Below are 26,223 nucleotides of genomic sequence, written 5' to 3' on the forward strand. Positions count from 1 at the left end.
ATATAATGTTTAAGTTCATTTATTTTTTTTAAAATTGGATTGATTAAATGATAATCGGAACGAATTTCTTCTAGCTTTTTTATCAGTTGATTTCCATTAATAATTTTTGGAATTTTATAATGAATGTCTAACTCTGATAATAAATAAGCATCTTCATCGCTCATGTGTTGGGCAAAAGTAATAAGTTCTATATGATCATATTTATAATTCGTTCTTATTTTTTGCGCAAAAATATTTCCTGTAACCTCTGAAGATGACCAGTTAAACAATATAAAATTTATATTTTCATGATCATCTATAAGAATTTCAAAAGCATCTTTAAAATTGCCACAAGTTATGACGCTAAAATTTTCACTAGATTTTATTGCTGCTGCAAAAAAAGTTCTTTGTTCTACAAGGTTTTCAATTAGTAAGACTGCCAGTTTTTTTTCTAATTTTGTTTCTAATTTTGTTTCTTTTTGTATCTTCATTTATACCCTTCAAATAAGAAAAATATTAAATATTTGTTAATCATCAATTTTTTGTATATTTAATTTTTTAAAATTTTCAATAAATTTATCCATACCTTCAGTTTTAAATAATTTAAGTAATGTTTTATCAGATAATAGTTCATAATCAGTGGAGTTTATTGCCTCATTAAAATATTCAGCTGCTTCTTCAATTTTATTAGATCTATAATAAGCCATGCCCAAATTAAAACTAATATGTCCCTTATATTTTTTAAAAAAATAAAGAGCATTTTTGTAAAATGAAATTGCTTCAGATAACTTAGTTTCCTTTACAAGCATGACACCTCTATTATTAAAGTAACTAGCGAGAGATTTGCTTTCAAATTCGCCTTCAATTTGATGAAAAAAAGATTTAGCAACGTCATGTTTTCCAGAAATAGAATTTGATTTTACCATTCCTGTTTAAGCACCTCTGTCTTTGGGATTTTTATCCAAAATTTCATGAAATTTAGATTCTGCTTTAAAATGTTCATTAAGTCCTAAAAGTGCTTCTCCAGCCATTAATTTATGACTTAAATTTTTAGGACTTTTTGACTCTAGTTTTTCAAATATCATTAATGCTTCTTTATTTCTTCCGGCCAGGCAGTATGCTTTACCTAAAGTACTCATCGTCCTTAAAGTTTCTATTCCGTTTAGTTTTGATTTGTCTTTTAGCAATTCTTCAAAATATTTTATGGCATTTTCATAATCTTTTCTAAGTATTAATATTTCTCCGTATAAATAAAGATAATTATGATTGTTTTTTATTTTATGAAGAATTTTTTCATCTTTTATTACTTCTTCACAATTTTCAAGATCTTCAATGTTTACATAATGTTTAAGTTCATTTAATTTTTTTAAAACCGGATTTAAGAGATGATAGTCAGAACGAATTTCTTCAAGTTTTTTTATTAGCTGTGCTCCATTAATAATTTTTGGTATTGTATAAAGAATATCAAGTTCAGATAATAAAAAAGAATCTTCTTCACATAAATTTTGTGAAAATGTAATTAATTCTATATGGTCATAATTGAAATTTTTTCTAATATTTTGAGCAAAAATAAAACCTGAAATGTTAGGAGAAATCCAATTAAATAGAATAAAATTTATATTTTCATGATTATCGATCAAAATTTTGTTTGCATCGTTTGCTGAGCCTGTTGTTATAACATCAAAATTAACGCTTTTTTTAATTGCTCCAGAAAAAAACGCTCTTAATTCTACAGCACTTTCTATAAGTAATATAATGAGTTTTTTATCTAGAATGACTTCTTTATGAGGCTCCATTTATTTTTCCTTTAATTCATAAAAAAGAATGATTTTTTTAATTTAATATAATTATTCATCATAAATCAATTAAAACACATTCACTATGGAATTTGTGTTGTAGATTTTTTGAATTTTTCTATAAATTTATCCGCCCCTTCTTCTTTTAAAAGCTTTAATAAAGTTTTATCTGCGAAAGACTCAAAATCATCAGACTTTAATACTTCTTGAAAATAATCGACAGCTTCTTCAATTCTATTTGATCTATAATAGGCCATTCCTAAATTAAAATTAATGTGATCTTTATATTTTTTGAAAAAATATAAAGCATTTTTATAGAATGAAATTGCTTCATCAAATTTATCACTTTTAACAAGGACAACTCCTCTATTGTTAAAATAACTTGCTAGTGATTTACTTTCAAAATCTCCTTCAATTTGATGATAGAATAACTTTGCTTCTTCGTATTTTCCTGAGATTGATTTTGATTTTATGAGACCTGTTAATGCAGATTTATCCTTTTTATTTTTTTCAAGTACTTCATGAAATTTAGTTTCTGCTTCGTATGTTTTATCTAATCCTAAAAGAGCTTCTCCAACCATCACTTTATGGTTTAAATTTTTTGGACTTTTTGCCTCTAGCTTTTCAAAAATCATGAGTGCTTCTTTATTTTTTCCTGCTAAACAGTATGCTTTTCCTAGAGTGTTCATGGTTTTAAGAGTTTCAAAAGTGTTTAATTTAGATTTGTCTTTTAACATGGAATTAAAAAATTGAATTGCTTCTTCGTACTGTCTTCGTAAAATAAGTAATTCACCTTTTAAATATAAAAATTTATGATTATTTTTAATCTTATAAAGTACTTTTTCATCTTTAACAATTTCTTCGCATTTTTCTAGGTTTTCTAAATTTATAAAATGTTTTAATTCATTTATTTTTTGTAGCTCAGGTTTTGTGAAATGATAATCTTTTCTTACTTCTTCAAGTTTTTTAATTAAATCTGCTCTATTTATTACTTTAGGAAGGGTATAATGGATATCAAGTTCAGCAATTAAAAAAGTATCATCAGGTGTTAAATTTTGTGAAATTGCAATGAGTTCAATATGGTCATAGTTATATATTTTTCTAATATTTTGTGAAAAAGTGCTTCCTGGAATTTCTATTGAATTCCAATTAAATAATATGAAATCTATTTTTTCATAGTTTTCTTTGAGTATTTCCATGGTATCTCTTATGGATCCACTGTTTAATACATCGAAATTATCACTCGATTTTATTGCAGTACTAAGATAATTTCGAGCGTTTGGCTCGCTTTCCACAAGCAATATAAGTGTTTTTTTTTCTGAAATGGTTTCTTCGTTAGGCTCCATATTCTGAATCCTTGAAATCAGCAAATAAAATTAAAACTTTTTAAAATTATATTATAATTTAATGAAGATTTAAAAGATAAGTGACATTTTTAAGTTAAATTTTAAATTTGATTTTTTTATATAAATTATAATGTTAATTTGCGGTTACATTAGGTTGTTCTTCGTTGGATAAAACATTTTCTTCTAAGTTATTATTTTCTTGAATACCTTGAGGTTGAACCATAGCATAACCATAAGCTCCATCTCGCCAAGCATAAACACGTCTAATTTTACTAGAAGCAGCTTGAATTTTTTTCAATATTTTTTGTTTAGGAAATGAATTTTCATTTTTTTTGGTTAATTTTACAATGTACAGCACACTTGGTTTAGACTGAAGTAGTTTTGTTTTTTGTATATTTTGGTTAGGTTCCATTGTAATACTAACGCCTTGTTGGCCTTTGTATAAAAAGAAACGTCCTTCATAAGCTGAATAACTTTGGGCAAGTTGCTTTGGAATAACAGGCTCAAAGGATTGATCTGGCAAAGAATCCATAGAAAGTTGTGGGAGCGCATTGGAGTCCCCAACAAGATCAAAGTCTGGAGGCATTGCATTGGCATCTTGCATGGAAGAAACCATTTCAGAAATAAAGTCATAATTTGAATTTTCAAAAACGTGTAACAGACCAAATGTAACAGTTGCTGCTACGGCTGCTGTGATAAAATGTGAAAATACCTTTTTTTCGTTTTTATGATATACATTTTTAAATTTTTGAATTAAATTATTGAAATACAGATTTTTTTCTTTTTGAGCTTTATTTAAAAGCATGTGTTCTAGCAGACGTTTTTGATCTGAAGATAAAGAAACTTGATTGTAATGGTTTTTAACCTGATCCTTCCAATTTTCTTTCGAATTTTCAAATTTTGGATCATTTGGTAACATTTTAAAAACACCTCAAAGTATAATTCTTCCTTCTTTAGTATATACGATTAAAAAGGTTTTTTTATTCCAAAACTTGTCAGTTTGACTTTAGTTTTTGGAGTGTACGAGATAGCGTACTCATGACGGTACCTATTGGAATCCCAAGAATAGCTGAGATATCTTTATAGGAATAGTCTTCTGCCGCAAGAAATAATATGCTTCTTTGCCTATCATTGAGCTGATCAAGTCGTTTTTTCCAATTGTCATCTAGGGCAAGGCGGTAAAATTCTTTTTCTGATTTTTTTAAATCATTTATATTATTAGAAAAATCATTTTGTAGTGGATCGGAAGGTTCATTGTATAATGTATTTAAAGCCTCTTCAGAGGAATCAAATTTCCATTTTTTATTTACTTCTCTATCGTCAATATATGTGTTTTTAACAATTCTAAAAAGCCAATTTTTAAAATGATACTGAATATCTGGGCTTTGAAACAGAGAGTCGACTTCTTCATTCGAGTTTGCTTGGGCATTATAGTTTATTACAAACTTTTGAAATGCTTTTAAAGATTTTAGCAAAGATGTCTGATGAATGTCTTCTGCTTTAATTTTGTTGTTACAAAGACTGAAACTAAAACGAAACATAGCATCCCAATATTTTTTTGATTGGGAAACAAATTGTGTGTTCCAGTTTAATTCAATTTCTACAACTGATTCAACGTATTTAGTATTATCCATTGTTGCCATTTTTGTAAAACTGGGACTCCTTGTATGACTTTATAATCATAGTAAATGATACTTTTCCAACTGCTGCTAAAGGCACAGCTAATAAAATACCATAAAACCCAAACCAATCACCAAAACAAAGCACAGACAGAATTACCAGAGAAGGGTGTAATCCTGAGAATCTTCCCATGATCCTTGGAGTGATGAATAATCCATCTAAACATTGTACCGTTAAAAAAGCCAGAGATACAGTTAAAATAAGATGTCCATCCGCTGAGTTTGTAACTAATACAAAAAAACAGAGAAAACTTCCAACAAGAATATCCATATAAGGTACTAATCGGGCGCAACCCGTTAAAACTCCTACAGCGATTGCTGTTGGTAAACCTGCGATAAGTAAGGCGCTTGGATACAAGACACATAATGTTAATATGACAATAGACTGACCACGTAAAACAGATCTTAATTTTTTATCAACTTCTTCAATAAATTCAATAAAAACAGGTTTAATATCGATGGGAACTAAATCAAATATTTTATTATGAATTTTATTGAAATCACGCATTATGAAATATGAAAAAAATGGGGTGAAAATAACCATAATTAAAATAGAAGCAATAAACCTTGTACTTGCTCCTATGCGAGATATTAAAGTTTCACTTACTTTTTCGACATTAATAGGTAATAAATCATATAAATGAATTACATTATAATATTTTTGCCCTGTTACTTCTGCAATTAATCCTTGAATTTTTGGAAAAAGAGAGCCTTCTAAATAAGTTTTAAATCCTGGTAGAAGTTTAATTAAACCTTGAAGCTGTTCAAACAATATAGGAAAAAATATCCAGATGGCAAGTATAGATAAAACAGTAAGAATGATTAGTGTTGCAAAAGAAATGAAAGACCTTTTAATGCCTTTATTTTCTAAAAATTCAAATAGAGGATTAATAAGATAGGCAGCCACGAATGATATGATTAAGGGGCCAATGACAATATTTAAAAATAAAAAAAGACAGAGTGTAATTAAAAAGAAACATAAAAAAAATATTTTTCCTCTGTAACTTTTCATTTTATCCCTTATCTACGCCTCTAAGTTTTATAAGTTCTTTATCTGTATTCTGAATATCTTGTATAATTTCATATAACTCTGTGTCTTTCAATAGCTTTTCAAGTTCTTCAGGAAGTCCGTCTTCATATGCTTCATATAAATTTCTTCCCAGTTCTGCAAATAGCTCTTTTCTTTTTTGAACCAATTGTACTTTTCCAATTTGTTTTTTAGCTTCATCGACACCGCGTTTGAGCTCTCTAGTACTAATTTTTGCAGCATCAGATAATGTTTCTTGAATTTTTTTCCAATCAAAAGAAAAATTATGATTACTCATGTTTTGCTCCTATTCTGTTGCGGCAAAGGAAAGCTCTTCTACAATAAGGCTTCCAAAACCTATAGCAAATAGGAAAAGAGCAAAGTAAGCAAGAGCTATTGGAGGAAAGGTAAATAAATTTGAAAGGAAGGAACAGGTAAAAGAAGCTATAATAAATGGCATTGTATATTTGAAAACCAAAGAAAGTTGCCTTTTTGGCTTTATCATTCCAAGATCTGATAAAAGGCATATGCGAGAGCCTTTTTCAGCTTTGTTTTTAGCTAGTAAAATAGATTCTCTTAAAAGAAGGGTAAGCAAGGCAAGTGCAAAAACTTCTGGAGTTTGAAAAATGAGTACAAACATAATTGAAATAAGATGAAATGCTACAAAATATAGTTTTTGAATATGGTATTTTTGAATTACGTAAGTAAGAGTTAAAAATCCTAAAGAAACAAAGCAGCCAACTAAGGAAACATTTAAAGGATGCGACGCACAGTTCATAATTATAATAAGAAACAAAAAAATAAAAATAGAAATCATATTTTTCTGGCTAAAGAGAGACATTTTTTAAGAAGTCCTTTTTTAAAAATAATCAAATACTTTCATATTGTAACACAATCTCTTTTTTTTACTAATGTTGTTCTTGCTCAAGAAGATGTGGTGTCTGAAAATACATATGTTCCTGACTTTCGAGCTGGGCATAATTTAGTTTTATTCTATTCAGCAGAATATTCTAATTGGACTTTGAAACAAAATTCAACTTCTGTTGAATCGGAAAAAATAAAACCATTGTCCCAAACGGTCGTAAATTCAGGATTTTTTATAAGATATTCTTATCATATAAATATTATTTCAAACTTTGGTTTTTTTGTAGGAACCACTACGGGATTGTTAATTGATATGACCTCATACGGTCAATTAAAGCAAGGATATGCAGTCGCTTTTCCTACTATAATGGCAGGTTTAGCATTAAATATAGGGCAGAAATTTCGTATTTTTTCTGGGGCTGAATATGGAGCGATTTGGTATCCAGAAATGTCAATTACTACAGATATGGGGACAGCTAAAGTAATTGCCCCAGTTCCAGATATGTATTCCGTATTTGGCGGATTTGATTATTTTTTTGCTAAAGATAAATCGTTATTATTTCAAATGGGATGGAGAAGACAAAATGTGATGAACTTAAACAATGGTTCATCTAATACCTATTTAAATACTTTATCTATAGAAAATAATAGTTACTTTGCGCAATTTGGCGTAATATTTCAAATTGGCGATATTAATCAAGCTATAGGTTCCGTATTACCAAGGACAAATTTTTAATTATTCCGTAAATTGAATGTCTTTTACTTCATAGTATTTTTCGCCGCGTGGTAAATTCACTGTTACGATATCACCAACTGTTTTATTAATTAATGATTTTGCGAGTGGGCTTGAAATTGAAATTGCATTATTTTTAATGTCTGCTTCAAGATCACCAACAATTCGATAGGATTTTTCTTCACCTTTTGTATCGTCGCTCACATCAACTAAGGAAACCATAGCTCCAAATACAACTCTATCCGTTTTCCCTTTACCTACATTAATAATTTGAACCCGACCTAATTTGTCTTCAAGTTCCATAATACGGCCTTCAATAAAGCCCTGTTTTTCGCGTGCTGCATGATATTCTGCATTTTCAGATAAATCACCAAGAGCGCGTGCTTCTGCAATTTCAGAAATGACTTTAGGTCTATCAATTGTTTTTAGTCTTTTTAGTTCTTCTTTCAGTTTTTCATGTCCAACCGAGGTTATTGGAATTGGAGAATTAGATTCAATTGACATAAAAATTACCTTTTATAATTTGGATAAAAAAAGAAACAAACCGAACTTTTCACCAATTATCTTGATAACAAAGATCGATTCGCCAGAAGTTTTTTAGGCAAAATGCCTACAAACTAGTTTTAGTTCACTTTGTTGTGAACCTCCCTTTTCCTTCAAAGGAAGAAGCTTGTAAAATTAGCCTGCGGGCTGAAAGTTGAACCTTCAGCCCGCATTCTCGTATTACATGCCCGTATCATTACATGTGTTCAATGACACATCAATAGGATAGCATGGTTACTTTCTTGCTTCAACATACTTTAATCTTAGGTCGTAAAGCAAACTTGAAAGCATTTCTTCCTCAGATTGAGAAAGATTTCCCTTTGTTTTCTTTTGAAGGGTCTCAAGCAGTTCAATATTGTACTTAGCAGATTCAATATCTTTGTGGTGTGCATTGCTCCCTGGCTCTGGAACAATTCCAAGACCAACTAGAGCCGCGTTCCCTAAAGAAAGCACTAAAAGATCAAATAAAGAATGTTCTTGCATTGTAATTTTCTCCTAAAAACGCCCAATAAAGGCTTATCATATTATTAAAGGGTTTGGATACATTTTTTGAGGTTAGGTTTTTTTATCATTTCTTAGAATCGAGACAAAGTCTTAAATTTCCATTGTTTTCAATTAATATTTCTTCTGCTTTTTTTAAATCTTGATATTTTAAATAAACACAGGCCAATTTCACTTTGCCGTGACAAAAATTCAAAGCTTCGTGTGCTGTTTCAAGATTGACATTGCTAATACCAGAGACAATATATGCTGCTCTTTTATTCAATTTTTCATTCGTTGCAACCAAGTCTACCATATAGGAATCATAAGTTCTATTTAATCGAATCATCAAAGTTGTCGTTAACATATTTAAGATCACTTTTTGTGCCGTTCCCGCTTTCATTCTTGTCGATCCTGCAATGACTTCAGCTCCTGTGTTTGCGAATAATTTGATTTTAGATTCATTTAATAAAGGGGAATTTGAAGAAGATGAAATTCCAATTGTAAGTGCTCCCGCTAAATTAGCAGTCCTTAGGACTCCTAGTGTATAAGGGGTTCTTCCGCTTGCAGCAAGACAAATAAAGATGTCCTTTTTTGTGGGTTTTATTTTTTTAGCATCTAATTCACCTTGTGATAAATTATCTTCCGCATTTTCTACGGCTTCAATTAAAGACTTTTGACCGCCAGCAATTAAAAATAAAGATTTATTTTTAGGCCATGAAAAAGTTGGATATAGTTCTGAGCTTTCTTGAACTGCCATTCTTCCTGAAGTTCCAGCGCCAGCAAAAATAATTCTCCCACCGCTTTCTAGTAAAGGTAGACATTTGGTAACAGCTATATTCAATTCTTCTATTAATTTTTTTATAGAAGCAACCGCATTTAATTGGGATTCTAAAATAGATTCTAAAATATCTTTGGTTTCCCATAGATCAATTTTATTATATTTATCAGACTTGTTTTCTGTATCCATAATTTTTTTTACTTTATAATTTTAAATTTTTGTTTATTTTTTGCTTTTTCTTTTGTTACTTTGCTCTTTTCTGGATCTTGCATCTCATTTTCATGTATCAAATTTTTAATTTTTGAAGCGAGTTCATCCATAAAATTTTGTGTTTGTAAAATTGATTTTTGCACAGCTTCTTTTCCTAATACTTCGGTGATTTGTCTTATAAACTCATCTGCATAGGCTGCTTGAAGTAATAATACATCGGCAAGTTCTTTTATAAATATTTTTTCACTAATTTTAAATGCTTTTAAAACTTGACGCAAATGATTGATTGTTACGGTTTGTTTTGAAGCTTGTTCATTTAAAGCAAGCCAAATGCTCCAGTTTCGTTTGTCCGGTTTTTTTGTAAACATGATACATATTTCTATATCTTCTTCATTATTGAAGCTAAAATATACCTTTTCATCAAGTGACATCCGTTCAAATAATTCAAGTATTGTATTGATTTCGGGAAGCATCTAGAGCCTTCTTTTCTGCTATTGTTAAGCCTTTTAAGAGTGCTTCACGAATTGTCTGACGGATGAACTCCTTTGTTACTTCAATGGCATTTTGAATGACAACATGGTCTTCCGGTGTATAAGAATTTTCTGTTTTTTCGGAATTAATGCATTTAAAACATTGCTCTTGAATGTTGTATAGATAAATTAGTTTACTAGTATATAATTCATATCTCAAATCGATATCTAAATCAGCATCATCAAGAGGAGAGCAAATTTCTCCAGCAAGCTCTTTATAAAGCTCGTAAGAGACATCTACTTTCATTGGATTTGCTTGATTTCTCTGCACCATCTAATATCCTTTAGTTATATCAGTATGTTGTGACAGAACTTAGAATGGGAATGAAACATAACCATTCACTCAAAACATTATCGGAGTTCCTTCAAGTTTCTTTAGAGTTGTTTTGGGGTATAAAAATGACAGATTTGATAAAAAATAAAAATATCAAAATAATTAAATTTAAAAATAATTTTTGATATTTAATTGATCTTTAAATATATCTTTTTTGTAATTTAATGTTCATTATTAAATTAAATACTATTCGTTAAATAATAACTATTAAGTAACAAAGAAAATTCTTTTTTTGTTTTTAAGAAAATAAATATTTTATATTTATAATTTGAGGAATTTAATGAGAATATTAATTATTGAAGATTCAGAAAAAACAGCTACATTTTTAAAAAAAGGTTTGAAAGAAAAAGGATATATAGTTGATGTCGAGTATGATGGTGAGAAAGGATTTATTACAGCTCAAACAAATATTTATGATCTCATTATTTTAGATATGATGTTTCCTACTATGGATGGTCTCAAAATTTTAGAAAAATTGAAAAAAATTAAAGATTATAATACTTTTATTATTGTTGTTTCAGCTAAAAATAAAACAACGGATATTGTTCATTGCCTGCAATTAGGAGCAGATGATTATTTGGTTAAACCAATAACATTTCCAGAATTAGTTTCTAGAATTAAGGCATTGTTAAGAAGATCTCCTGTAAATTTAAAAGATAGTTTAATTTTTGATGGCCTTAAAATTGATCTAAATAAACAATTAGTTACTAGAGATGGAAAAGAGTTGTTTTTATCTAAAAAAGAATTTCAAATACTAGAATTTTTAGCAAGAAATAATAAAATTACTGTTTCAAGAAACGAATTATTAGAAAAGATTTGGAATATGAGTGAACTTAGTGATAAAAATATTATTGAAGTACAAATTAATCGTTTGAGGTCAAAATTAGACGAAGGGTTTGATAAAAAATTTATTAAAACGGTAAGAGGTGGTGGCTATATTTTTGATGATGGAATAGATTAATTTGAATAATAATTTGTTAAAAAACTTTTACGATGCAATGGGCAAATTCCAATATTTTGAATGATATTTAAGTGTTTTGGAGTACCATAGCCCTTATGCCCTGAAAAACCAAAAGAGGGATATAAGGAGTCTTGGTATATCATAAAAGTATCACGATATACTTTAGCAATAATACTTGAAAATCCTACGCTAATAAATAATCCATCTGCTTGGGTAACGGTTGCTTGAATATTTTTTTCAAATTCTTTTGGTACTTTAATAAAATGTTTGCCATCCATTAAAATAATAGCCTGATTTAAATTAGGATAAATATTCGATTCTGATGACGATTTAAAAAAATAATAAAGATTTGTTAAAGCCCTAGCAATAGCAAGTTGTAATGCATTCCAAATATTAAACTCATCAACTTCTTGTGAAGATGCTTCTCCTAAAGAAAAATAAATACATTCAAAGTCATTTAAATGATCCGAATTTTTTTTATTTATAAATAAATCAGATTTATAATGCAATTTTGTATTTGAAGGAACAAGATGATTTAAATTGTTTGGATTTAATTTTGAGAAAGGGATACTAGATAAATTATAATCATAGTCATTTAGGATAAGATCAAAGCATTGAGTTCTTTTTTTTTCGGAGAGTTTTTTACTATCATCGATATACGAAACCCATTTTTGACTTTTGGTTTTAAAGCTTGGATCATAACCTTTAAGTGTCCAAAGACTAACACAACTTAACACAGGGCCTGCAACACAACCTCTGCCTACTTCATCAATAGATATAATCAAAGGAACATTGGTTTTTAACTTTTGTTCCTTTGCAATGGTATCTAAAAGAAATTGCTCATTCTGAAAGATATTTGTTTTTAAGTTCATTTAAAATGAACTTTATTGAAGAGCGTTAATTTGATTTAAAATAACTTGTTTAGGTTGATTTCCAACAAGTTCAGCTACTTTTTGTCCATCTTTAACAAAAGCTAAGAATGGAATATTACGAATGTTAAAGCTTGCAGCAAGTTGAGGATTGTCTTCCACATTTACTTTACAAACTTTGATTTTTCCAGTTTGCTCTTTTGCTATTTGTTCAAGAACAGGTTCTAAAGATTTACATGGTCCGCACCAATCTGCCCAAAAATCAACTAAAACAGGAATTTTGCTTTCTAAAACTTCAGTCTGAAAGTTATGATCTGTAATTTTAAATACTAAATCTGACATGAGTTACCCTTTCATAAATAAAAATGTGAGTTCTCATGCTTAAGAGAATCTCAACCAAGCTATAAGATGTATCGGGTAGGTGCATCGGTCAAGAGGTTCTTCTTGATTAATCTACCTCAATGTTCCTATGCTCAACCGTAACTAATGGAAAACTCTCCCTAAAGATTCTAGCAAGTTCTTCTGCAATGGCGACACTTCTGTGTTTGCCTCCTGTGCAGCCTATCCCTATTGAAAAATAATGTTTTCCTTCTTCAAGGTATAGGGGGTAGAAAAATTCAATTAAATCAATAACTTTTTTGATAAAAAGAGAAACATTGGGGTCACTAAAAACATAATCTTTAACGTGCTGGGTAAGGCCCGTCAGTTCTTTTAAATGTGGCTCATAATGGGGATTTTTAAAACAACGTACGTCAAATAGGGTGTCAAGATCGGATGGTGTGCCGTGTTTGAATCCAAAGGAAGTGATATTTAATAAAAAATGACTGTTTGAATCGGATATAGAAAAATGTTTATGAATAAATCTTTTCAAATATTGAGTTGGCATATTTGATGTATCTAGAGAGCGATGCGCTAAATTTTTGATAGGCTCTAAGGTATTTTCATCTATTTTGATGATATCCTGTAAACTAGATAATGGGTGCAAAACGCTTAATGGATGTTGCCTTCTTGTTTCTCTAAATCTCCTTAAAATAACCTCATTAGATGCTTTAATATAAATTATTTGTAAATTACATGACTTCATTAATCCAGGGTAGATACTTTCAAAGGTAACAGGATTATCGGGATCTCTTGAGTCTAGAGCAAGTGCAATATGGGTTGCTTTCAAATTATTAGATTCGATTGAGTCTGCAAAAGATTTTAATAAAACGGCTGGTAAATTATCAATGCAATAGTAACCTAAATCTTCTAGGGCATGTATTGCAATTGTTTTTCCTGACCCCGCAAGTCCAGATACAATAATTACATTTTTTTTATTTGTGATACTATTTTCAGTGGATTTATTCATGAATTCTCCAAATATAATAATATTTCTTGTAAATTATTTGCAGATGAAATTCTTTTTCGTAAGGTTTCTATTCGCATTGATCTGCAAATATTTGCCATAATATTTAATTTTGAAATTTTTGGGGTTTTTGGATATTTTGGAGATAAAATAACAAAAAATAACTTTGTTGGTTCATGGTCAAAAGAGTCAAATTCTACTCCCTTTTTGGAAAGAAACAAAAAGAGCTCTGTTTCGTTAATTTTTGAAATATATGTATGCGGTATCGCAATGCCAAATTCAATTCCTGTGCTTGCTTTTGTCTCTCGCTCTTTTAAACCAGTAAAGATTTCAACTTTATCATGATTTTTTTTTGAAACTGAAATTTTTTCAGCGATTTCTTTTAATATGTCTTCTTTTGAATCAGATTCAAGAAATAAGTTAGTTGACTGGTTTTTAATTAAATTGCGGATGATTTGGATTGTCATTTTATTTGGCCGCTTTTAGAAAAGTAACGTTTTATGGTAAAATTTTATTTACCTGTATTCTAATAGGTAAAAAAAAACTTTCTGTCAATCATTACTATATCATTCTCGTTCCAGGAGAAAAAGAAGATCAAAAAAAGAGGTAGATAATTCATATCTACCTCTCTCTTTGCAAGTAAGAAGTTACTTTAACTTACTTTACGAATACGGTCTTCAAAGTTTGAAATATAGTGAGACTCATATTTATCAAATATATTTTCATCATTTTTAGCAAAACGTTTATTTCTTCTTAAATTAATTACATTATAATCGGAATCATTATTTACAGAAGAAAACTCTATTCTTTTGTGAATACGACGTTTTACATTTTTTCGAAGAGCAGATTCAAGTTTATTTACTGCTTTGTCAACGGAATGAGCTACATCATTTGCACTTGCATTTACGCAAATATTTATTTTACCTGAGTTAACAGCAAGTTTAACATGATGTTCAATACCATCTAAACTGAAAAAAGCTTTGACAATAGAAGAATTAGTTGAAAATTTTTCTACACATTCACTAATTTTATTTTCTATAAGCTCACGTACTTGCTTAGATTTAGGGAAATTAATAAATTGTACTTCTACTTGCATGTAGCCTCCTAAGAAAGGTAACAGAACTAAAGCAAATCAAAAGCTTTCATTTGTAATAAAAGAAACAAATGAAACTAAATATTGTATAATAATATACAATATTTAACTAAAAATACCATCAATTGGCTAAAGAGTCAACTTGAATTAGGTAAATCGTTAGAACCTTTGTATTCTTTTTGATGAGGACATTATGCCTAGTGATTCTCTATATTTAGCAACTGTTCTGCGGGCTATTTTAATCCCTTTATTTGATTCAATTTTTTCTGAAATTTCTTGATCAGATAATGGATTTTCTTTGTCTTCAGTTTTAATGATTTCTGCCACAAATTGTTTTATAGACTCATTTGCAAGCTCTTTTCCTGAATTATTTTCTACAGCAGTATTAAAGAAATACCTTAATTCAAATATACCTCTTGGTGAATAAAGATACTTGTCTGCAGTGGCTCTTGAAATTGTGCTTTCATGTAAATCGAGTTCTTGTGCAACAATTTTTAGAGTTAAAGGATTTAAGTGTTCTACACCATTTTCAAAAAAATTCTCTTGGTGTTTAATGATAGATTCAACAACTTTTATAATTGTTTTATCTCTATCTTTCAATGACTTTACAAGCCATTTTGCAGATTTAATATTTTCATTGATATATTTAAAAGTTTCTTTAGAATGAATTTCATTCAAATTGCTTTTAATGCTTTTGATTAAATTTGAATATTTTTTTGATAATTTTAGTCTTGGTAAACCATTTTCATTTGTACTGCATATCCATTGATCATCTCTTTTAAAAACATAGACATCAGGGATTATAATTTGATTTGACTGCTGTCCAAATTGTCTTGCTGGTCTAGGATCGAAATTTGATTTAATAAAACGAAAAGCATTTTTTATTTCTTCTACAGATGTTTTTTCTAATTTTGCTACTTTTATAAAGTTTTGTTTTTGAAAATCTAACCAATATTCTGTTAAAAGTTTTTCAATATACTTAGGTTTTTTCTTTAATTTATTGAATTGCAATAATAAGCATTCTTGAATGCTACTTGCTCCAATCCCAGTAGGTTCACATTTTTGAATGGTTTCTATTGCAAATTTTACATCATCATAATGAATATCATGATTTTCTGAAATGGTTTTTATATCTGTATTTAAAAACCCAGTATCGTCTATATATTGTAAAATAGTATTAATACATTCTTTTTCATAGGAGCTAAGTCTCATTACTGCGATTTGATTTTCTATATGAGAATGTATAGAGCTAATTGAAGAAGTATCTGCATATTCTCTTTTTTGATCATTTGAAGATATTTCTTCATTGCTTTTTATGTCATTGTATCTTTCCGTATAATCATTTTGGTTATAAGAATTTTGAAGGGCTCTTTTTAATTCTTCATAATGCAGCTGATTATTTTCTTCTTGTTTTGCAACACCAACAAGGCAAGGGTTTTTTTCAAGCTCATCTATTATCAACTTTTCTAGTTCAAAACGACCTAGGGTTAATATAGTAATGGAATGTTTTAGCTCAGCTGAAAGCGATATCTTTTGGGTTGTTTTCAGTCCTTGCTTTATTTCCAAAGCCATTCAAAGTTTCTCCAAGCTATCTTATTAAATGTAAAACGGTTTCTGGGATTTGATTCGCTTGCGCTAATACAGAGGTCCCTGCGGTAACAAGTATTTTACTTTGCGCAAATTTCGCTGATTCAGCTCCATAGTCTGCATCCCGAATTCTCGATTGAGCAGCACTTAAATTCTCACTACCAATATCAATGGAGGTGATAGTTGAGTTCAATCTGCTTTGCAATGCTCCAAGAGCTGCTCTTGTTTTGGTCACTTTTAGCATAGAATCATCAAGTGCTGAAAATATATCTTCCGTTTGACCACCTCCAAGCTCTCTGCCATTTTCTCCTTCAATACTCAATTCAGAAAGTGTTGTGAGAGAATCATTTAGCTCAGTTAAATCATCAAATTTAAGAGTGATAATTTCATTATCTTCATTTGTTTCACCATCTGATTTTCTAAAATTTACTCCAACTTGAATATTAATATCTGTTTGTTCATCAGGAGACAGTAATTTTCTTCCATTAAATTCTGTTTGATCTTTTATACGATTCACTTCTTTTCCAAGCTCTTGAAATTCTTTATTCAAAAACGATCTTTCTGTTTCCCCAACGGTATCGCTAGCCGCTTGTGTTGTCAGTTCTCTCATTCTAATTACTATATTATTTAATTCACTTAAACCACCTTCTCCGGTTTGTAAAAATGAAATACCATCAGAAGCATTTCGTTTTGCCTGAGCAAAGCTTCTAATTTTTGCTCTCATTGTTTCTGAAATAGCAAGACCAGCAGCGTCATCTGATGATTTATTAATTCTTAGTCCAGAAGATAATCTTTGCAAACTATCTGTTAATTCTGTTTGACTTTCACTTAGCTGTCTTTGAGCCATTAAACTATCAATATTAGATTTAATTCTAATTCCCATAAAGTAATTCCTTAAAAATATTTTTTAACGTAAAAATGATAAAGCCATTTCTGGTCGTTGATTCGCTTGTGCTAGAATGGCAAGTCCACCTTGAGATAAAATTCTACTTTGTGATAATTTTGCAGTTTCTTCCGCAAAATCTGTGTCACGAATGCGGCTATTTGCAGCCATCATATTTTCAGTGTTTATGGAAATATTGCTTATTGCTGAATTTAATCTTGATTGTGTTGCACCAAGAGTTGCTCTTGTAGATGCAATCATATTTAAACTTTCGTCAATTGTATTTAAATTTGAGGCAATTTGTTCTCTATCTTCTCCAGCAAGAGAGGTGTCTTTTAAACCTAATGTTTCTGAATTAATTCCTGTAGATTCTTCACTAAATTGTAAAGTTAAAATATCATTTTCTGTTCCGTTATATCCAACTTGTAACGTTATTAGACTTTCGGAAGTTTGACCTGTTAATAATTTTCGACCATTAAATTCTGTTGTTTCAGAAATGCGATCAATTTCTTGTGTTAATTGTTGATACTCTTTATCAATATATTGACGTTCTTGAGCTCCAACAGTATCACTAGCAGATTGCATTGTTAATTCACGCATTCTAATTAGAATATTTGTTGTTTCGTTAAGACCGCCTTCTGCTACTTGAACTAAAGAAACACCATCATTAGCATTTCTTTTAGCTTGCATTAAGCTTCTTGTTTTTGCTCTTAATCCTTCAGAAATAGCAAGACCTGCAGCATCATCTGCTGACTTATTAATTCTTAGTCCAGAAGATAATTTTTCCATGCTTGAGGTTAAATCTGAATTATTATTTGATAAAAACCTTTGGGCTGTAAGAGATTCTACGTTGGTTTTTATGCGAAGACCCATAACTTTTTCCTCCTTGATAGCCTGATTGCCGCATAAGTGGAATGCGGGGCTGTTCGCAGTACCAACCTTGATACTTTGCGAACTTATGAGTCATTCACCTATGTTCCATGGTGTTTCCGTGACCCATGTTTTTCTTATCGAGGAAATAAATTGGTAAATTAGAAAAAATTATGGAATATCTAAAAATAATTAAATAGTGTAGAAAAATCAAATAATTGTATAAATTTGATTTTTTATCTATTTTTTGGGTTGTTTGTTACTTTTAGAGCGAAATTATTGAGATTTAGAAAGAACCATTTTTACAATAACTTACAAAAATCTTGCAATTTTCTTGACTTTTGGGGTGACTTCTGGTTCTCTTTCATAGGTTATAAATTGTTTTTTTTACATAAAAACTAGGGGTATCGTAATGAATCGTCTTGACTCGATTAGTTTTGGCAAAATTGTGCAAATTAGAGAGCAGCTGTTAAAGCTGCAAGCAACAGGAAAAAAGGTTTATCGCCTAGAGTCAGGTGATCCAAGTTTTTCAATTGCACCGCACATTACTGCTGCAATAGAAAAAGCACTTCATGATGGAAAAACTCATTATATTCCTAATAATGGAATACCAGAACTCTTAAAAGCTCTTTCCCAAAAACTTTATAATCAAAATAAAATTAAAGTAACAGAAAATGATATTTTTGTGACAAATGGAGCTATGCATGCTTTATATGTTGTTTTTCAATGCATGTTAGAGCAAGGTGATGAAGTTATTGTTCCTGAACCACTATGGACGGAAATTGGAGAAAATATTCGTTTAGCAGGTGGTGTTACGGTATCTGTTCCTTTAACAAGACAAAATAATTATCAATATTCCTACGAAGATATTGTTAAAAAAATTACATCACGCACGAAAGCAATCTTTGTCAACTCACCTCAAAATCCATCAGGAGCAATTGTCCCAAAAGAAGAACTACAACGCATTGCAAATTTAGCTGCAGAACGTGGTCTATGGCTAGTTTGTGATGAGGCATATGAAGATCTTGTATATGAAGGAGAGCATTATTCTCCTGCAAGTGGTTTAGAAGGATATGACAAAGCTGTTTCTTTATATTCATTTTCTAAGTCACATGCGATGAGTGGCTTAAGAGTTGGTTATATTGTAACAACAAATAAATCTTTAAAAGAACGAATTCCTAAGTTGTTACGTTGTACTGTAAATGGAATTAATAGTATTGCACAATGGGGCGCATTAGCTGCTGTAACAGGACCTCGTGAGCATTTAAATTACATGTTATCTGAGTATCGAGTTCGCCGTGAAATTATTTTTAATGCCGCTTCTGAAATTCCTGGAATTATTCCTTTCAAACCTCAGGGCGCATTTTACTTATGGTGTGAAGTAGAACCTCAATTACTACAAAAATTGCAAATTAAATCTGTTTCTCAACTATCTGACTTTTTAGCAGAGCGTGGCATTGGAAGTGCTCCTGGTGATAGTTTTGGAATTAGTTGTGCAAATGCAATTCGTTTTGCTTTTAGCTGTAGTACTCAACAAGTGACTGAGGGTTCGAAAGCTTTAAAAGAAATTTTAATGCAAGATAAATAATTAAAATTTCTTATTAACACTTTTCTTTAATAATCTTAGATCCTACCTATTAAATCATTGAAGCAATGTTATTTTTATATTTATTGTAATTTTAGCAATGCTTCTAAATAATTTTAATTTTGTAAATAAAATTTCTATTAAATGATCTCATTTTATTTAAATCCATATATAAATATTTATTTTAAAAATAGATTTTTTTTTGAGAAGAACAGTTAATTATTAATCTTCTAATTTTTATCTTATTTTTTACCATGGATAATAAATTTTTATAATTATTAAATAAATTAAAAAAAATTTATTTATTGACTTTAAAAAAAATAAATAATAATTTTTAAATTATACAAACTTTATAAATATTTTGTTTGTATTTTATAAAATTAAATAATTTTAAATAATTTTTGCAATTAATTAAGGAGTATTTATGCAAAATAAGAATCCTATTTTTATAATATTATATTTAATCGTTTGTATTTTAAATTTATCTTTTTACACTTCCTCTTATTCAGCAATCATGCCAAAATTAAAGTCAAATGATCATTTTACTATTTTTTTGGATGTTACTATAGTTGATGTAGAATCTGGAAAGTTAAAACCGAACTCATGGGTTTTAATTAAAGATAATAAAATAATTAATATAGGCTCAAAGAATAATCTTGTCATTCCTAAAAAAGCTAAGTTAATCAACACAAAAGGGAAATATTTAATTCCTGGTTTATGGGATATGCATGTTCATATTTTAGATAATCAAAAAATAGCATTTCCAAGTTTCATAGCCAATGGAGTTGTTGGTGTTCGTGACATGTCAGCTTCATTTGAACAAATTGAAAAGTGGAAAAAAGAAGCTTCAAAAAGTATTTCTACTCCTAGAATATTTTATTCAGGACCAGCTCTCGATAATAAAATAAAATTACACTTTAGTATTAAAACAGAAGAAGAAGCTAGGCGTGCAGTAAGATCATTTCAAGAAAAAGGAGTTGATTTTATAAAACCATACTCACACATTGAAAAAAATATTTACTACGCTTTAGTTGATGAATGTAAAATAAGAAAAATCCCATTTGCAGGTCATATCCCGTCTGAAATTAGTCCTATAGAAGCTTCAAATTTAGGTCAAAGTAGCATTGAACATTTCACAGAATTTTTTATTGCAGCATCAAAATTAGAAGATGAAATTCGGGGCGATATATCTAAAACCAATAATATTGATGAACTTTTTTCCTTAGATTTAAAAGCAGCTAATAATATTGATTACGATAAAGAAAATAATATTATTAATACTTTTTCAAAAAATAAAACTTGGCAGACACCAACATTAGCTATACAAAAAGGCTCTTTTGTGACATCAATTGATGAAAGATCCAAATATATTCCAAAAAATATTAAAAAGTTCTGGGAAGAGGTTATTACTGAAAAAAAATCTTCTAAAAGTTCGCAAAAAATGAACGCTGAACTGTTTGATAAATATCTTATTCTTACTAATAAAATGAATAAAGCAAAAGTACCGTTATTAGCAGGTACAGACGCTAATTTATCAACTTTTGAACCACTTCCTAATGTTTTTTATGGCTTTAGTATTCATGATGAAATGGAACTATTTGTAAAAGCAGGGCTTAAGCCAATAGAAGCATTACAAACGGCAACAATAAATCCTGCTAAGTTTTTAGGAATAGAAAAAGATTATGGTAGTATTGAAATTGGTAAAACTGCTGATCTTGTTTTATTAACAGAAAATCCATTAATTCATATTGAAAATACAAAAAAAATAGATTCTGTTATGATAAATGGAATCCTATTTAATAAAAATGATATAGAAAAAATATTAAAACAACTGCAAAATCAATAAATATGATCTATTTATTAGGGTAACAATATTTTTCTCCAAATGTTGTTACCCTCTATGCAAATCATAAAAGCAAAATTATTTTTGCTTTTATCTTAAAGCTTAGCAATACTTCTGATCCACTTAAATTTAGCTTTCTGGCTTGAACTCGTTCTACACATATAAAATATTTTATGAATAAATATAAATGTTTGCCTATTTTGTTAAATTCAGTATTTTATGAGGATATCAAAAAGGAGAGTGGAATGACTTTTGAAAATGAATATGAGTGGACCGTGATTGGAGCTGGACCTGCCGGAATTGCTGCTGTTGGTAAACTTATAGACAATCATATTGATCCTAAAAAAATCCTTTGGATTGATCCTGAATTTAAAGTCGGAGATTTTGGTAAAAAATGGAATAAAGTACCAAGCAATACAAAAGTAAGTTTATTTATTAATTTTTTAAATTCTTGTAACTCATTTGAATTTTTAAAATCACATGAGTTATTTGATATTCAAAAAATTTCAGCGGATGAGACTTGTGAACTTGATCTTATGGTGAAGCCTTTGCAGTGGGTTACAAATATTTTAATGTCTAAAGTTGTTTCGAATTTTGATAGTGTTAGCAGTTTAAAAATAAAAAATCGTTATTGGTTGGTTGAATTTTCTAATCAGAATCCAATTATTTCAAAAAATGTAGTAATGGCCATTGGCGCTGAAGAAAAAACGCTTTCCATTCCAGAATTAAAAACAATTCCTTTAGAAATTGCATTAAATAAACAAAAATTAAAAGAATATTGTCACTCTGATGATATTATATCTGTTTTTGGTTCATCCCATTCTGCAATTTTAGTAATACGGAATATACTTGAAAATTGCCCAAAAACAAAAATTTTTAATTTTTATAAGTCACCCCTTTGTTATGCTTTAAATTGTGGAAATGCAACTTTAAATGACAATACGGGTTTAAAAGGAACAACGGCGCAGTGGGCTAAAGAAAATTTACATGGAAGTTTACCTGAAAACTTAAATCGTTTCCTTGCAAATGAAGATAATTTAAAAAATGAATTATACAAATGTAATCATGCCGTATATGCAATTGGATTTCAACGAAGAAAAATCATTATAGAAGGCTTTTCTGAGTTTGAATACAATTCAAAAACAGGAATTATTGCCCCCGGTTTATTTGGTTTTGGAATCGCTTTTCCTGAGCTAAAATGTGATTCCTTTGGAAATGAAGAATATCGAGTCGGATTATGGAAGTTTATGAATTATATTAATAATGTTTTGCCAATATGGTTACGCTATTCAATATAATTTTTAAATAAATGATATTGAAAAATTTTTGTTTACAAAATTCGTATTTACTTGTCTTTAGAATCTTTTCCCAAGTTGAATGAACTTATTCTCTACTCAATATGAATAATAAAGTTCAACTTATATTTTTAAAAATAATTTAGCAAAATTGTATCTTATATTTTATAAATCATTCTTTATTTTTTTTTTATTCTATTACTTTAATAACTCGAAAATAAAAATTCTATTAAATGAATTTGCTCTAAATATAAATACTTTTACATAAAATAAATACAGATTTAAATTTTATTTTAAAAGTGAAATTTAAATTGAATTAAAAATATTTTGTAGAGAAAATTTAAAAAAGATAACGGAAATTTTTTTTAAATGACATCACTTTCAATATATATAAATATTTTTTTTATTATCTTCCTGTATTATATGATTGTGAAATTGAGTGATTGATGGAATATTATTTTAATTAAAGAGCCTTTTTTTGGTATATCATCCGTTACGTTATCTATGTTGTATGGCAAGTTATCGCAAGAAAACAAGAATGATGCCCTTGGATTTAAATTAGTAAATAGTACCCAATTGAAATTGTTTAAAAATGCAGCAAGTACTCTGCAACCTTTTGTTTGTTACCTTGAATAAGAAGTTGCAAAATCCCCAAAACAATTTGAAAAAAAAATTATAAATTGTAAGATAATTAATAAAGTGATTGTACTATGTTGAGGGGAGATCCGTAGCAAACTTTTAAAGAAGTTCAGGAAGCGACTGAATAAATACTTAAACAACATCATAGAACAGAATCATAATATGAAAAAACCATCTAGGTATAGGATGGTTTTAAGAAATTGGGTTTAGCTAAAGCTACATTATGTGGCATGGGGTTTCATTACATGCTCAGAAAAGTTCGATTTAAATTTAAAAGCCATCTGATTAAAGTAACATCATTAACGTTACTTTTTTTACTTTGTGACACTAAATTATTAAATGGAGAATAAATGACAAATATAATTAATAAACTATTACCAATATTTAAAAGTGTATTTGATGATGACAATTTGATATTAACATCTTCAACTACTGCTAATGATATTGATGGTTGGGATAGTTTAGCGCATATTAGATTGATTGTTGCAATTGAAAAATTTTTTAACCTGAGATTTTCTACCTCTGAAATATCTAATTTAGAGAATGTCGGTCAAATGGCTAATTTAATATTACAAAAGTTGCCAAATGAATAATATAAGACTTTGGGATAAATATTTAGACGACTTGCATATTGAATGGTCATTTTCTTTTTCTATGGAAGATATGCAATCATTTGCAAAATTAAGTGGAGACTTTAATCCAATTCATACAAACTTAGAATTTGTAAAATCAAAAGGGTTTCAAGCTCCTTTAGTTCATGGGTTACTTTTATCAAGTCAAATTTCACGTTTAATTGGTCAGGAATTACCTGATAAAAACGCTATATTAGTTGCTATAAAAGTAGACTTTGTTTTGCCTTGCTTCCCAGATGATAAATTAATTTTTGGAGCAGATTTAATTAATAAATCGGACTCTACATATGCTCTTGAATTTAAATTTTATATTTTAAAAGATAAAAAGACCTTATGTCGTGGAAAGGTAGACGCTATATGGCGACTGTAACATCTCGATCATACATATTTGTAACTGGAGGTTCAGGAGGGATTGGTTCTGCTCTTTGTAGGCTATTACCAACTATTGGGATTACTCCTATAATAGGGTTTTATACAAATGCAGCTCAAGCTGATAGTCTTGCTAAAGAATTAAAAGGATTTGCAGTCAATATTGATATGTCTGTTAATAATTCTATTGAAAAAGCAATTCAAATGATTGTTGATAATTTAGAAGAATCAGATTCGCTTGTGGGTGTGATACATGCTGCATCACCACCGCCTGAAATATTGCCATTTCAAAAAATATTACCTGAGCATTTATCACATCAGTTTCAAGTCAATGTGATTGGAGCTCAACTATTACTAAAAGGTTTAATTACAAACTTCTTTCGTAAAAAAAAATCTGGAACAGTTATTGGAATATTAACTCAAGCTATTGGATCTGACACACGTGCTCCTGCAACAGGAATGGGTGCTTATATAATTGCAAAATCGGCTCTTAGTAGCATGTTATCTATTTGTTCTGCAGAGTATCCGTGGCTAAAAGTGAGAATGATAGAACCTAGTTTTACTAAAACTAAAATGCTTGATGTTTTTGACTCTCGTTATTTAGAGATGGTGCAAAGCAAAGGTCAAATTTCAACTCCTGAAGAAGTTGCTCAATTAATTATTGAAAAGATTCAATATGAATAATAATATATACGAAGATTTATTATGGTTGCCAAAACCTTCTCAAGATTTTTCTAGAATATTAATGAATGCCTCTAAAGGTAATGAATTAAGAGAATTAGCTAATTTCTCTTTAGATGATAATCAATTAAGGCGTTTGTATAAAAAAATGCAATCTTTGCAAAACCAGGGATGCAGTTTGTTTCCATTAAATCCCTTGAAAATGGGAATAGTTAGCAATTCCAATTCAAAGTTAGCGGTTCCTGCATTGGTAGGAACTGCACTACGGTTTGGTATTGATCTGAAGGTGGTTGAGTCAGAATTTAATCAAATTGCTCAAGAGGCTTTTTCGTCAGAGTCCACATTCACAGGAAAAAATTTAAACGTACTACTAGTAGCTATTGATTACCGTGGTTTACCTTTTTCACCCAGTCCAGGAAATAAAGAGGCGGCTGAGAGAAATTTACAAGATTGTTTAAAGTATACAACTACAATAGTAAGATCCTTGATTACAAAAACAGGTGCACAAATTATTTTACAAAATATTGCCCCTCCTGTTGAGGTTCTCTTTGGTAGTTATGAAAGGCGTTTGCCTGGTACTTTAGCTTGGTTAATTTCTAACTTTAATAGAGAGTTAGAAGGATTTATATCTGATAATACATTTATATTGGATATTGAAGGACTTGCAGCTAATGTAGGGTTAACAAATTGGCATGATCCAACTTTATGGAATATTGCAAAATTATCATTTTCGCAAAAATACTTGCCCATTTATGCAGACTTTGTATGTAGGATTTTAGCTGCTAAATTAGGAAAAAGTCGTCGCTGTCTTATATTAGATTTAGATAATACGCTATGGGGTGGTGTCATTGGTGATGATTGGGCTTGAGGGTATATTGATTGGAAATGGAGATCCAACAGCAGAAGCTCATTTTCATATTCAGCAAACCGCATTAGGGCTACGTGAGAGAGGAATAGTACTCGCAGTTTGTTCAAAAAACGAGGATGCAACAGCTCGGCAACCATTTATACAGCATCCTGATATGCTTATTCGTGAAGAGCATATCGCTGTTTTTCAAGCCAATTGGATGGATAAATCTTCAAACATAAAAGCAATTGCTGATATGCTTTCTTTGGGATTAGAGAGCATGGTGTTCCTTGATGATAACCCTGCTGAGCGAATGCAAGTTCGAAGGGAATTACCTAATGTGGCTGTGCCTGAATTACCAAATGATCCGGCGCTATATGCAAGGACTTTAATTGCAGCAGGATATTTCGAAGCAATTTCCT

Annotated in this window: 32 protein-coding genes and 1 pseudogene; 11 read left to right on the forward strand and 22 right to left on the reverse strand. The window is 29.6% G+C overall.

The window, feature by feature from the left end; all coding sequences use genetic code 11:
* The 9 genes from ACIQ56_RS03200 to ACIQ56_RS03240 all read right to left on the reverse strand — a co-directional run.
* Nucleotides 1–470 (reverse strand): hypothetical protein (locus ACIQ56_RS03200; protein WP_397599635.1); only part of this gene is annotated, 470 nt, incomplete at its 3' end.
* A gap of 36 nt (nt 471–506) precedes the next feature.
* Nucleotides 507–905, reverse strand: coding sequence for a tetratricopeptide repeat protein (locus ACIQ56_RS03205; RefSeq protein ID WP_397599636.1), 399 nt, complete (start codon nt 903–905; stop codon nt 507–509).
* A gap of 6 nt (nt 906–911) precedes the next feature.
* Nucleotides 912–1,775, reverse strand: coding sequence for a tetratricopeptide repeat protein (locus ACIQ56_RS03210; protein ID WP_397599637.1), 864 nt, complete (start codon nt 1,773–1,775; stop codon nt 912–914).
* 83 nt (nt 1,776–1,858) lie between these two features.
* Nucleotides 1,859–3,121, reverse strand: coding sequence for a tetratricopeptide repeat protein (locus ACIQ56_RS03215; RefSeq protein WP_397599638.1), 1,263 nt, complete (start codon nt 3,119–3,121; stop codon nt 1,859–1,861).
* Between the two features lie 133 nt (nt 3,122–3,254).
* Nucleotides 3,255–4,040, reverse strand: coding sequence for a hypothetical protein (locus tag ACIQ56_RS03220; RefSeq protein ID WP_397599639.1), 786 nt, complete (start codon nt 4,038–4,040; stop codon nt 3,255–3,257).
* A gap of 76 nt (nt 4,041–4,116) precedes the next feature.
* Entirely contained in the window at nt 4,117–4,755 is a 639-nt protein-coding gene (locus ACIQ56_RS03225; RefSeq protein WP_397599640.1) for an RNA polymerase sigma factor, read from the reverse strand.
* Nucleotides 4,748–5,812: an AI-2E family transporter gene (locus tag ACIQ56_RS03230; RefSeq protein WP_397599641.1), complete on the reverse strand. Its 1,065-nt coding sequence runs from the start codon at nt 5,810–5,812 to the stop codon at nt 4,748–4,750. The genes ACIQ56_RS03225 and ACIQ56_RS03230 overlap by 8 nt, the downstream gene beginning before the upstream one ends.
* A 1-nt stretch (nt 5,813) precedes the next feature.
* On the reverse strand, nt 5,814–6,125 hold the full coding sequence (locus ACIQ56_RS03235) for a hypothetical protein (RefSeq protein ID WP_397599642.1): 312 nt from the start codon (nt 6,123–6,125) through the stop codon (nt 5,814–5,816).
* A gap of 9 nt (nt 6,126–6,134) precedes the next feature.
* Nucleotides 6,135–6,668 (reverse strand): hypothetical protein, encoded by a 534-nt coding sequence (locus ACIQ56_RS03240; protein ID WP_397599643.1) that lies wholly within the window; start codon nt 6,666–6,668, stop codon nt 6,135–6,137.
* Nucleotides 6,669–6,764: 96 nt separating this feature from the next.
* On the opposite strand from ACIQ56_RS03240, the gene ACIQ56_RS03245 reads away from it, so the two are divergent.
* Complete coding sequence (locus ACIQ56_RS03245; protein WP_397599644.1) at nt 6,765–7,427, forward strand: hypothetical protein; 663 nt, start codon at nt 6,765–6,767, stop codon at nt 7,425–7,427.
* On the opposite strand, the gene greA is transcribed toward ACIQ56_RS03245, so the two are convergent.
* The 5 genes from greA to ACIQ56_RS03270 all read right to left on the reverse strand — a co-directional run bounded on the left by greA (nt 7,428) and on the right by ACIQ56_RS03270 (nt 10,242).
* Complete coding sequence (gene greA / locus ACIQ56_RS03250; RefSeq protein ID WP_397599645.1) at nt 7,428–7,928, reverse strand: transcription elongation factor GreA; 501 nt, start codon at nt 7,926–7,928, stop codon at nt 7,428–7,430.
* A 273-nt stretch (nt 7,929–8,201) separates the two neighbouring features.
* Nucleotides 8,202–8,450: a DUF1844 domain-containing protein gene (locus ACIQ56_RS03255; protein ID WP_397599646.1), complete on the reverse strand. Its 249-nt coding sequence runs from the start codon at nt 8,448–8,450 to the stop codon at nt 8,202–8,204.
* A gap of 85 nt (nt 8,451–8,535) precedes the next feature.
* Nucleotides 8,536–9,417, reverse strand: coding sequence for an N-acetylmuramic acid 6-phosphate etherase (locus ACIQ56_RS03260; RefSeq protein ID WP_397599647.1), 882 nt, complete (start codon nt 9,415–9,417; stop codon nt 8,536–8,538).
* An 8-nt stretch (nt 9,418–9,425) separates the two neighbouring features.
* Nucleotides 9,426–9,911, reverse strand: a complete 486-nt coding sequence (locus ACIQ56_RS03265) for a hypothetical protein (protein ID WP_397599648.1) — start codon at nt 9,909–9,911, stop codon at nt 9,426–9,428.
* On the reverse strand, nt 9,883–10,242 hold the full coding sequence (locus tag ACIQ56_RS03270) for a hypothetical protein (protein WP_397599649.1): 360 nt from the start codon (nt 10,240–10,242) through the stop codon (nt 9,883–9,885). Before ACIQ56_RS03270 ends, ACIQ56_RS03265 begins: the two co-directional genes overlap by 29 nt.
* Nucleotides 10,243–10,582: 340 nt before the next feature.
* On the opposite strand from ACIQ56_RS03270, the gene ACIQ56_RS03275 reads away from it, so the two are divergent.
* On the forward strand, nt 10,583–11,263 hold the full coding sequence (locus ACIQ56_RS03275; protein WP_397599650.1) for a response regulator transcription factor: 681 nt from the start codon (nt 10,583–10,585) through the stop codon (nt 11,261–11,263).
* Here ACIQ56_RS03275 and ACIQ56_RS03280 read toward each other — a convergent pair.
* The 8 genes from ACIQ56_RS03280 to ACIQ56_RS03315 all read right to left on the reverse strand — a co-directional run bounded on the left by ACIQ56_RS03280 (nt 11,260) and on the right by ACIQ56_RS03315 (nt 17,913).
* On the reverse strand, nt 11,260–12,135 hold the full coding sequence (locus tag ACIQ56_RS03280) for a ribonuclease HII (RefSeq protein ID WP_397599651.1): 876 nt from the start codon (nt 12,133–12,135) through the stop codon (nt 11,260–11,262). The two genes, ACIQ56_RS03275 and ACIQ56_RS03280, sit on opposite strands and share 4 nt — an antisense overlap.
* A gap of 12 nt (nt 12,136–12,147) precedes the next feature.
* The gene (trxA, locus tag ACIQ56_RS03285; protein WP_153420799.1) at nt 12,148–12,474 is read right to left on the reverse strand and encodes a thioredoxin; all 327 of its coding nucleotides are present in this window, start codon (nt 12,472–12,474) and stop codon (nt 12,148–12,150) included.
* Between the two features lie 106 nt (nt 12,475–12,580).
* Complete coding sequence (gene rapZ, locus ACIQ56_RS03290; RefSeq protein WP_397599652.1) at nt 12,581–13,480, reverse strand: RNase adapter RapZ; 900 nt, start codon at nt 13,478–13,480, stop codon at nt 12,581–12,583.
* A complete protein-coding gene (locus tag ACIQ56_RS03295) occupies nt 13,477–13,944 on the reverse strand; it encodes a PTS sugar transporter subunit IIA (protein ID WP_397599653.1) in 468 nt (155 codons plus the stop codon). The genes rapZ and ACIQ56_RS03295 overlap by 4 nt, the downstream gene beginning before the upstream one ends.
* Before the next feature lie 185 nt (nt 13,945–14,129).
* The gene (locus ACIQ56_RS03300) at nt 14,130–14,573 is read right to left on the reverse strand and encodes an HPF/RaiA family ribosome-associated protein (RefSeq protein WP_397599654.1); all 444 of its coding nucleotides are present in this window, start codon (nt 14,571–14,573) and stop codon (nt 14,130–14,132) included.
* Nucleotides 14,574–14,729: 156 nt separating this feature from the next.
* On the reverse strand, nt 14,730–16,142 hold the full coding sequence (gene rpoN, locus ACIQ56_RS03305) for an RNA polymerase factor sigma-54 (protein WP_397599655.1): 1,413 nt from the start codon (nt 16,140–16,142) through the stop codon (nt 14,730–14,732).
* A 16-nt stretch (nt 16,143–16,158) separates the two neighbouring features.
* Nucleotides 16,159–17,040, reverse strand: coding sequence for a flagellin (locus ACIQ56_RS03310; RefSeq protein WP_397599656.1), 882 nt, complete (start codon nt 17,038–17,040; stop codon nt 16,159–16,161).
* A gap of 24 nt (nt 17,041–17,064) precedes the next feature.
* Complete coding sequence (locus ACIQ56_RS03315; RefSeq protein ID WP_397599657.1) at nt 17,065–17,913, reverse strand: flagellin; 849 nt, start codon at nt 17,911–17,913, stop codon at nt 17,065–17,067.
* Between the two features lie 409 nt (nt 17,914–18,322).
* On the opposite strand from ACIQ56_RS03315, the gene ACIQ56_RS03320 reads away from it, so the two are divergent.
* The 9 genes and pseudogenes from ACIQ56_RS03320 to ACIQ56_RS03360 all read left to right on the forward strand — a co-directional run.
* Nucleotides 18,323–19,498: a pyridoxal phosphate-dependent aminotransferase gene (locus tag ACIQ56_RS03320; protein ID WP_397599658.1), complete on the forward strand. Its 1,176-nt coding sequence runs from the start codon at nt 18,323–18,325 to the stop codon at nt 19,496–19,498.
* Between the two features lie 421 nt (nt 19,499–19,919).
* Nucleotides 19,920–21,341 carry an amidohydrolase family protein gene (locus ACIQ56_RS03325; RefSeq protein WP_397599659.1) on the forward strand — a complete coding sequence of 474 codons (1,422 nt, stop codon included), beginning with the start codon at nt 19,920–19,922 and terminating at the stop codon, nt 21,339–21,341.
* A 242-nt stretch (nt 21,342–21,583) separates the two neighbouring features.
* The gene (locus ACIQ56_RS03330) at nt 21,584–22,636 is read left to right on the forward strand and encodes a pyridine nucleotide-disulfide oxidoreductase (protein WP_397599660.1); all 1,053 of its coding nucleotides are present in this window, start codon (nt 21,584–21,586) and stop codon (nt 22,634–22,636) included.
* A gap of 836 nt (nt 22,637–23,472) precedes the next feature.
* Complete coding sequence (locus ACIQ56_RS03335; RefSeq protein WP_397599661.1) at nt 23,473–23,622, forward strand: hypothetical protein; 150 nt, start codon at nt 23,473–23,475, stop codon at nt 23,620–23,622.
* Nucleotides 23,623–23,865: an acyl carrier protein gene (locus tag ACIQ56_RS03340; protein WP_397599662.1), complete on the forward strand. Its 243-nt coding sequence runs from the start codon at nt 23,623–23,625 to the stop codon at nt 23,863–23,865.
* Nucleotides 23,858–24,274 (forward strand): MaoC/PaaZ C-terminal domain-containing protein, encoded by a 417-nt coding sequence (locus tag ACIQ56_RS03345; RefSeq protein ID WP_397599663.1) that lies wholly within the window; start codon nt 23,858–23,860, stop codon nt 24,272–24,274. The genes ACIQ56_RS03340 and ACIQ56_RS03345 overlap by 8 nt, the downstream gene beginning before the upstream one ends.
* Nucleotides 24,262–24,957, forward strand: a complete 696-nt coding sequence (locus tag ACIQ56_RS03350; RefSeq protein WP_397599664.1) for an SDR family oxidoreductase — start codon at nt 24,262–24,264, stop codon at nt 24,955–24,957. The genes ACIQ56_RS03345 and ACIQ56_RS03350 overlap by 13 nt, the downstream gene beginning before the upstream one ends.
* Entirely contained in the window at nt 24,950–25,822 is an 873-nt protein-coding gene (locus tag ACIQ56_RS03355) for a hypothetical protein (RefSeq protein WP_397599665.1), read from the forward strand. The genes ACIQ56_RS03350 and ACIQ56_RS03355 overlap by 8 nt, the downstream gene beginning before the upstream one ends.
* Nucleotides 25,809–26,223: pseudogene (locus tag ACIQ56_RS03360) on the forward strand (haloacid dehalogenase); the annotation flags it as partial. The gene ACIQ56_RS03355 and the pseudogene ACIQ56_RS03360, both read left to right, overlap by 14 nt.

The sequence above is a fragment of the Silvanigrella sp. genome (assembly GCF_044369315.1).
Classification (GTDB): Bacteria; Bdellovibrionota_B; Oligoflexia; order Silvanigrellales; family Silvanigrellaceae; genus Silvanigrella.

Bases quoted from the DNA above. Each gene is read 5' to 3' on its own strand.
- ACIQ56_RS03205 (WP_397599636.1), bottom strand. From the start codon at position 905: ATGGTAAAATCAAATTCTATTTCTGGAAAACATGACGTTGCTAAATCT.
- ACIQ56_RS03210 (WP_397599637.1), bottom strand. From the start codon at position 1,775: ATGGAGCCTCATAAAGAAGTCATTCTAGATAAAAAACTCATTATATTA.
- ACIQ56_RS03215 (WP_397599638.1), bottom strand. From the start codon at position 3,121: ATGGAGCCTAACGAAGAAACCATTTCAGAAAAAAAAACACTTATATTG.
- ACIQ56_RS03220 (WP_397599639.1), bottom strand. From the start codon at position 4,040: ATGTTACCAAATGATCCAAAATTTGAAAATTCGAAAGAAAATTGGAAG.
- ACIQ56_RS03225 (WP_397599640.1), bottom strand. From the start codon at position 4,755: ATGGATAATACTAAATACGTTGAATCAGTTGTAGAAATTGAATTAAAC.
- ACIQ56_RS03230 (WP_397599641.1), bottom strand. From the start codon at position 5,812: ATGAAAAGTTACAGAGGAAAAATATTTTTTTTATGTTTCTTTTTAATT.
- ACIQ56_RS03235 (WP_397599642.1), bottom strand. From the start codon at position 6,125: ATGAGTAATCATAATTTTTCTTTTGATTGGAAAAAAATTCAAGAAACA.
- ACIQ56_RS03240 (WP_397599643.1), bottom strand. From the start codon at position 6,668: ATGTCTCTCTTTAGCCAGAAAAATATGATTTCTATTTTTATTTTTTTG.
- greA (WP_397599645.1), bottom strand. From the start codon at position 7,928: ATGTCAATTGAATCTAATTCTCCAATTCCAATAACCTCGGTTGGACAT.
- ACIQ56_RS03255 (WP_397599646.1), bottom strand. From the start codon at position 8,450: ATGCAAGAACATTCTTTATTTGATCTTTTAGTGCTTTCTTTAGGGAAC.
- ACIQ56_RS03260 (WP_397599647.1), bottom strand. From the start codon at position 9,417: ATGGATACAGAAAACAAGTCTGATAAATATAATAAAATTGATCTATGG.
- ACIQ56_RS03265 (WP_397599648.1), bottom strand. From the start codon at position 9,911: ATGCTTCCCGAAATCAATACAATACTTGAATTATTTGAACGGATGTCA.
- ACIQ56_RS03270 (WP_397599649.1), bottom strand. From the start codon at position 10,242: ATGGTGCAGAGAAATCAAGCAAATCCAATGAAAGTAGATGTCTCTTAC.
- ACIQ56_RS03275 (WP_397599650.1), top strand. From the start codon at position 10,583: ATGAGAATATTAATTATTGAAGATTCAGAAAAAACAGCTACATTTTTA.
- ACIQ56_RS03280 (WP_397599651.1), bottom strand. From the start codon at position 12,135: ATGAACTTAAAAACAAATATCTTTCAGAATGAGCAATTTCTTTTAGAT.
- trxA (WP_153420799.1), bottom strand. From the start codon at position 12,474: ATGTCAGATTTAGTATTTAAAATTACAGATCATAACTTTCAGACTGAA.
- rapZ (WP_397599652.1), bottom strand. From the start codon at position 13,480: ATGAATAAATCCACTGAAAATAGTATCACAAATAAAAAAAATGTAATT.
- ACIQ56_RS03295 (WP_397599653.1), bottom strand. From the start codon at position 13,944: ATGACAATCCAAATCATCCGCAATTTAATTAAAAACCAGTCAACTAAC.
- ACIQ56_RS03300 (WP_397599654.1), bottom strand. From the start codon at position 14,573: ATGCAAGTAGAAGTACAATTTATTAATTTCCCTAAATCTAAGCAAGTA.
- rpoN (WP_397599655.1), bottom strand. From the start codon at position 16,142: ATGGCTTTGGAAATAAAGCAAGGACTGAAAACAACCCAAAAGATATCG.
- ACIQ56_RS03310 (WP_397599656.1), bottom strand. From the start codon at position 17,040: ATGGGAATTAGAATTAAATCTAATATTGATAGTTTAATGGCTCAAAGA.
- ACIQ56_RS03315 (WP_397599657.1), bottom strand. From the start codon at position 17,913: ATGGGTCTTCGCATAAAAACCAACGTAGAATCTCTTACAGCCCAAAGG.
- ACIQ56_RS03320 (WP_397599658.1), top strand. From the start codon at position 18,323: ATGAATCGTCTTGACTCGATTAGTTTTGGCAAAATTGTGCAAATTAGA.
- ACIQ56_RS03325 (WP_397599659.1), top strand. From the start codon at position 19,920: ATGCAAAATAAGAATCCTATTTTTATAATATTATATTTAATCGTTTGT.
- ACIQ56_RS03330 (WP_397599660.1), top strand. From the start codon at position 21,584: ATGACTTTTGAAAATGAATATGAGTGGACCGTGATTGGAGCTGGACCT.
- ACIQ56_RS03340 (WP_397599662.1), top strand. From the start codon at position 23,623: ATGACAAATATAATTAATAAACTATTACCAATATTTAAAAGTGTATTT.
- ACIQ56_RS03345 (WP_397599663.1), top strand. From the start codon at position 23,858: ATGAATAATATAAGACTTTGGGATAAATATTTAGACGACTTGCATATT.
- ACIQ56_RS03350 (WP_397599664.1), top strand. From the start codon at position 24,262: ATGGCGACTGTAACATCTCGATCATACATATTTGTAACTGGAGGTTCA.
- ACIQ56_RS03355 (WP_397599665.1), top strand. From the start codon at position 24,950: ATGAATAATAATATATACGAAGATTTATTATGGTTGCCAAAACCTTCT.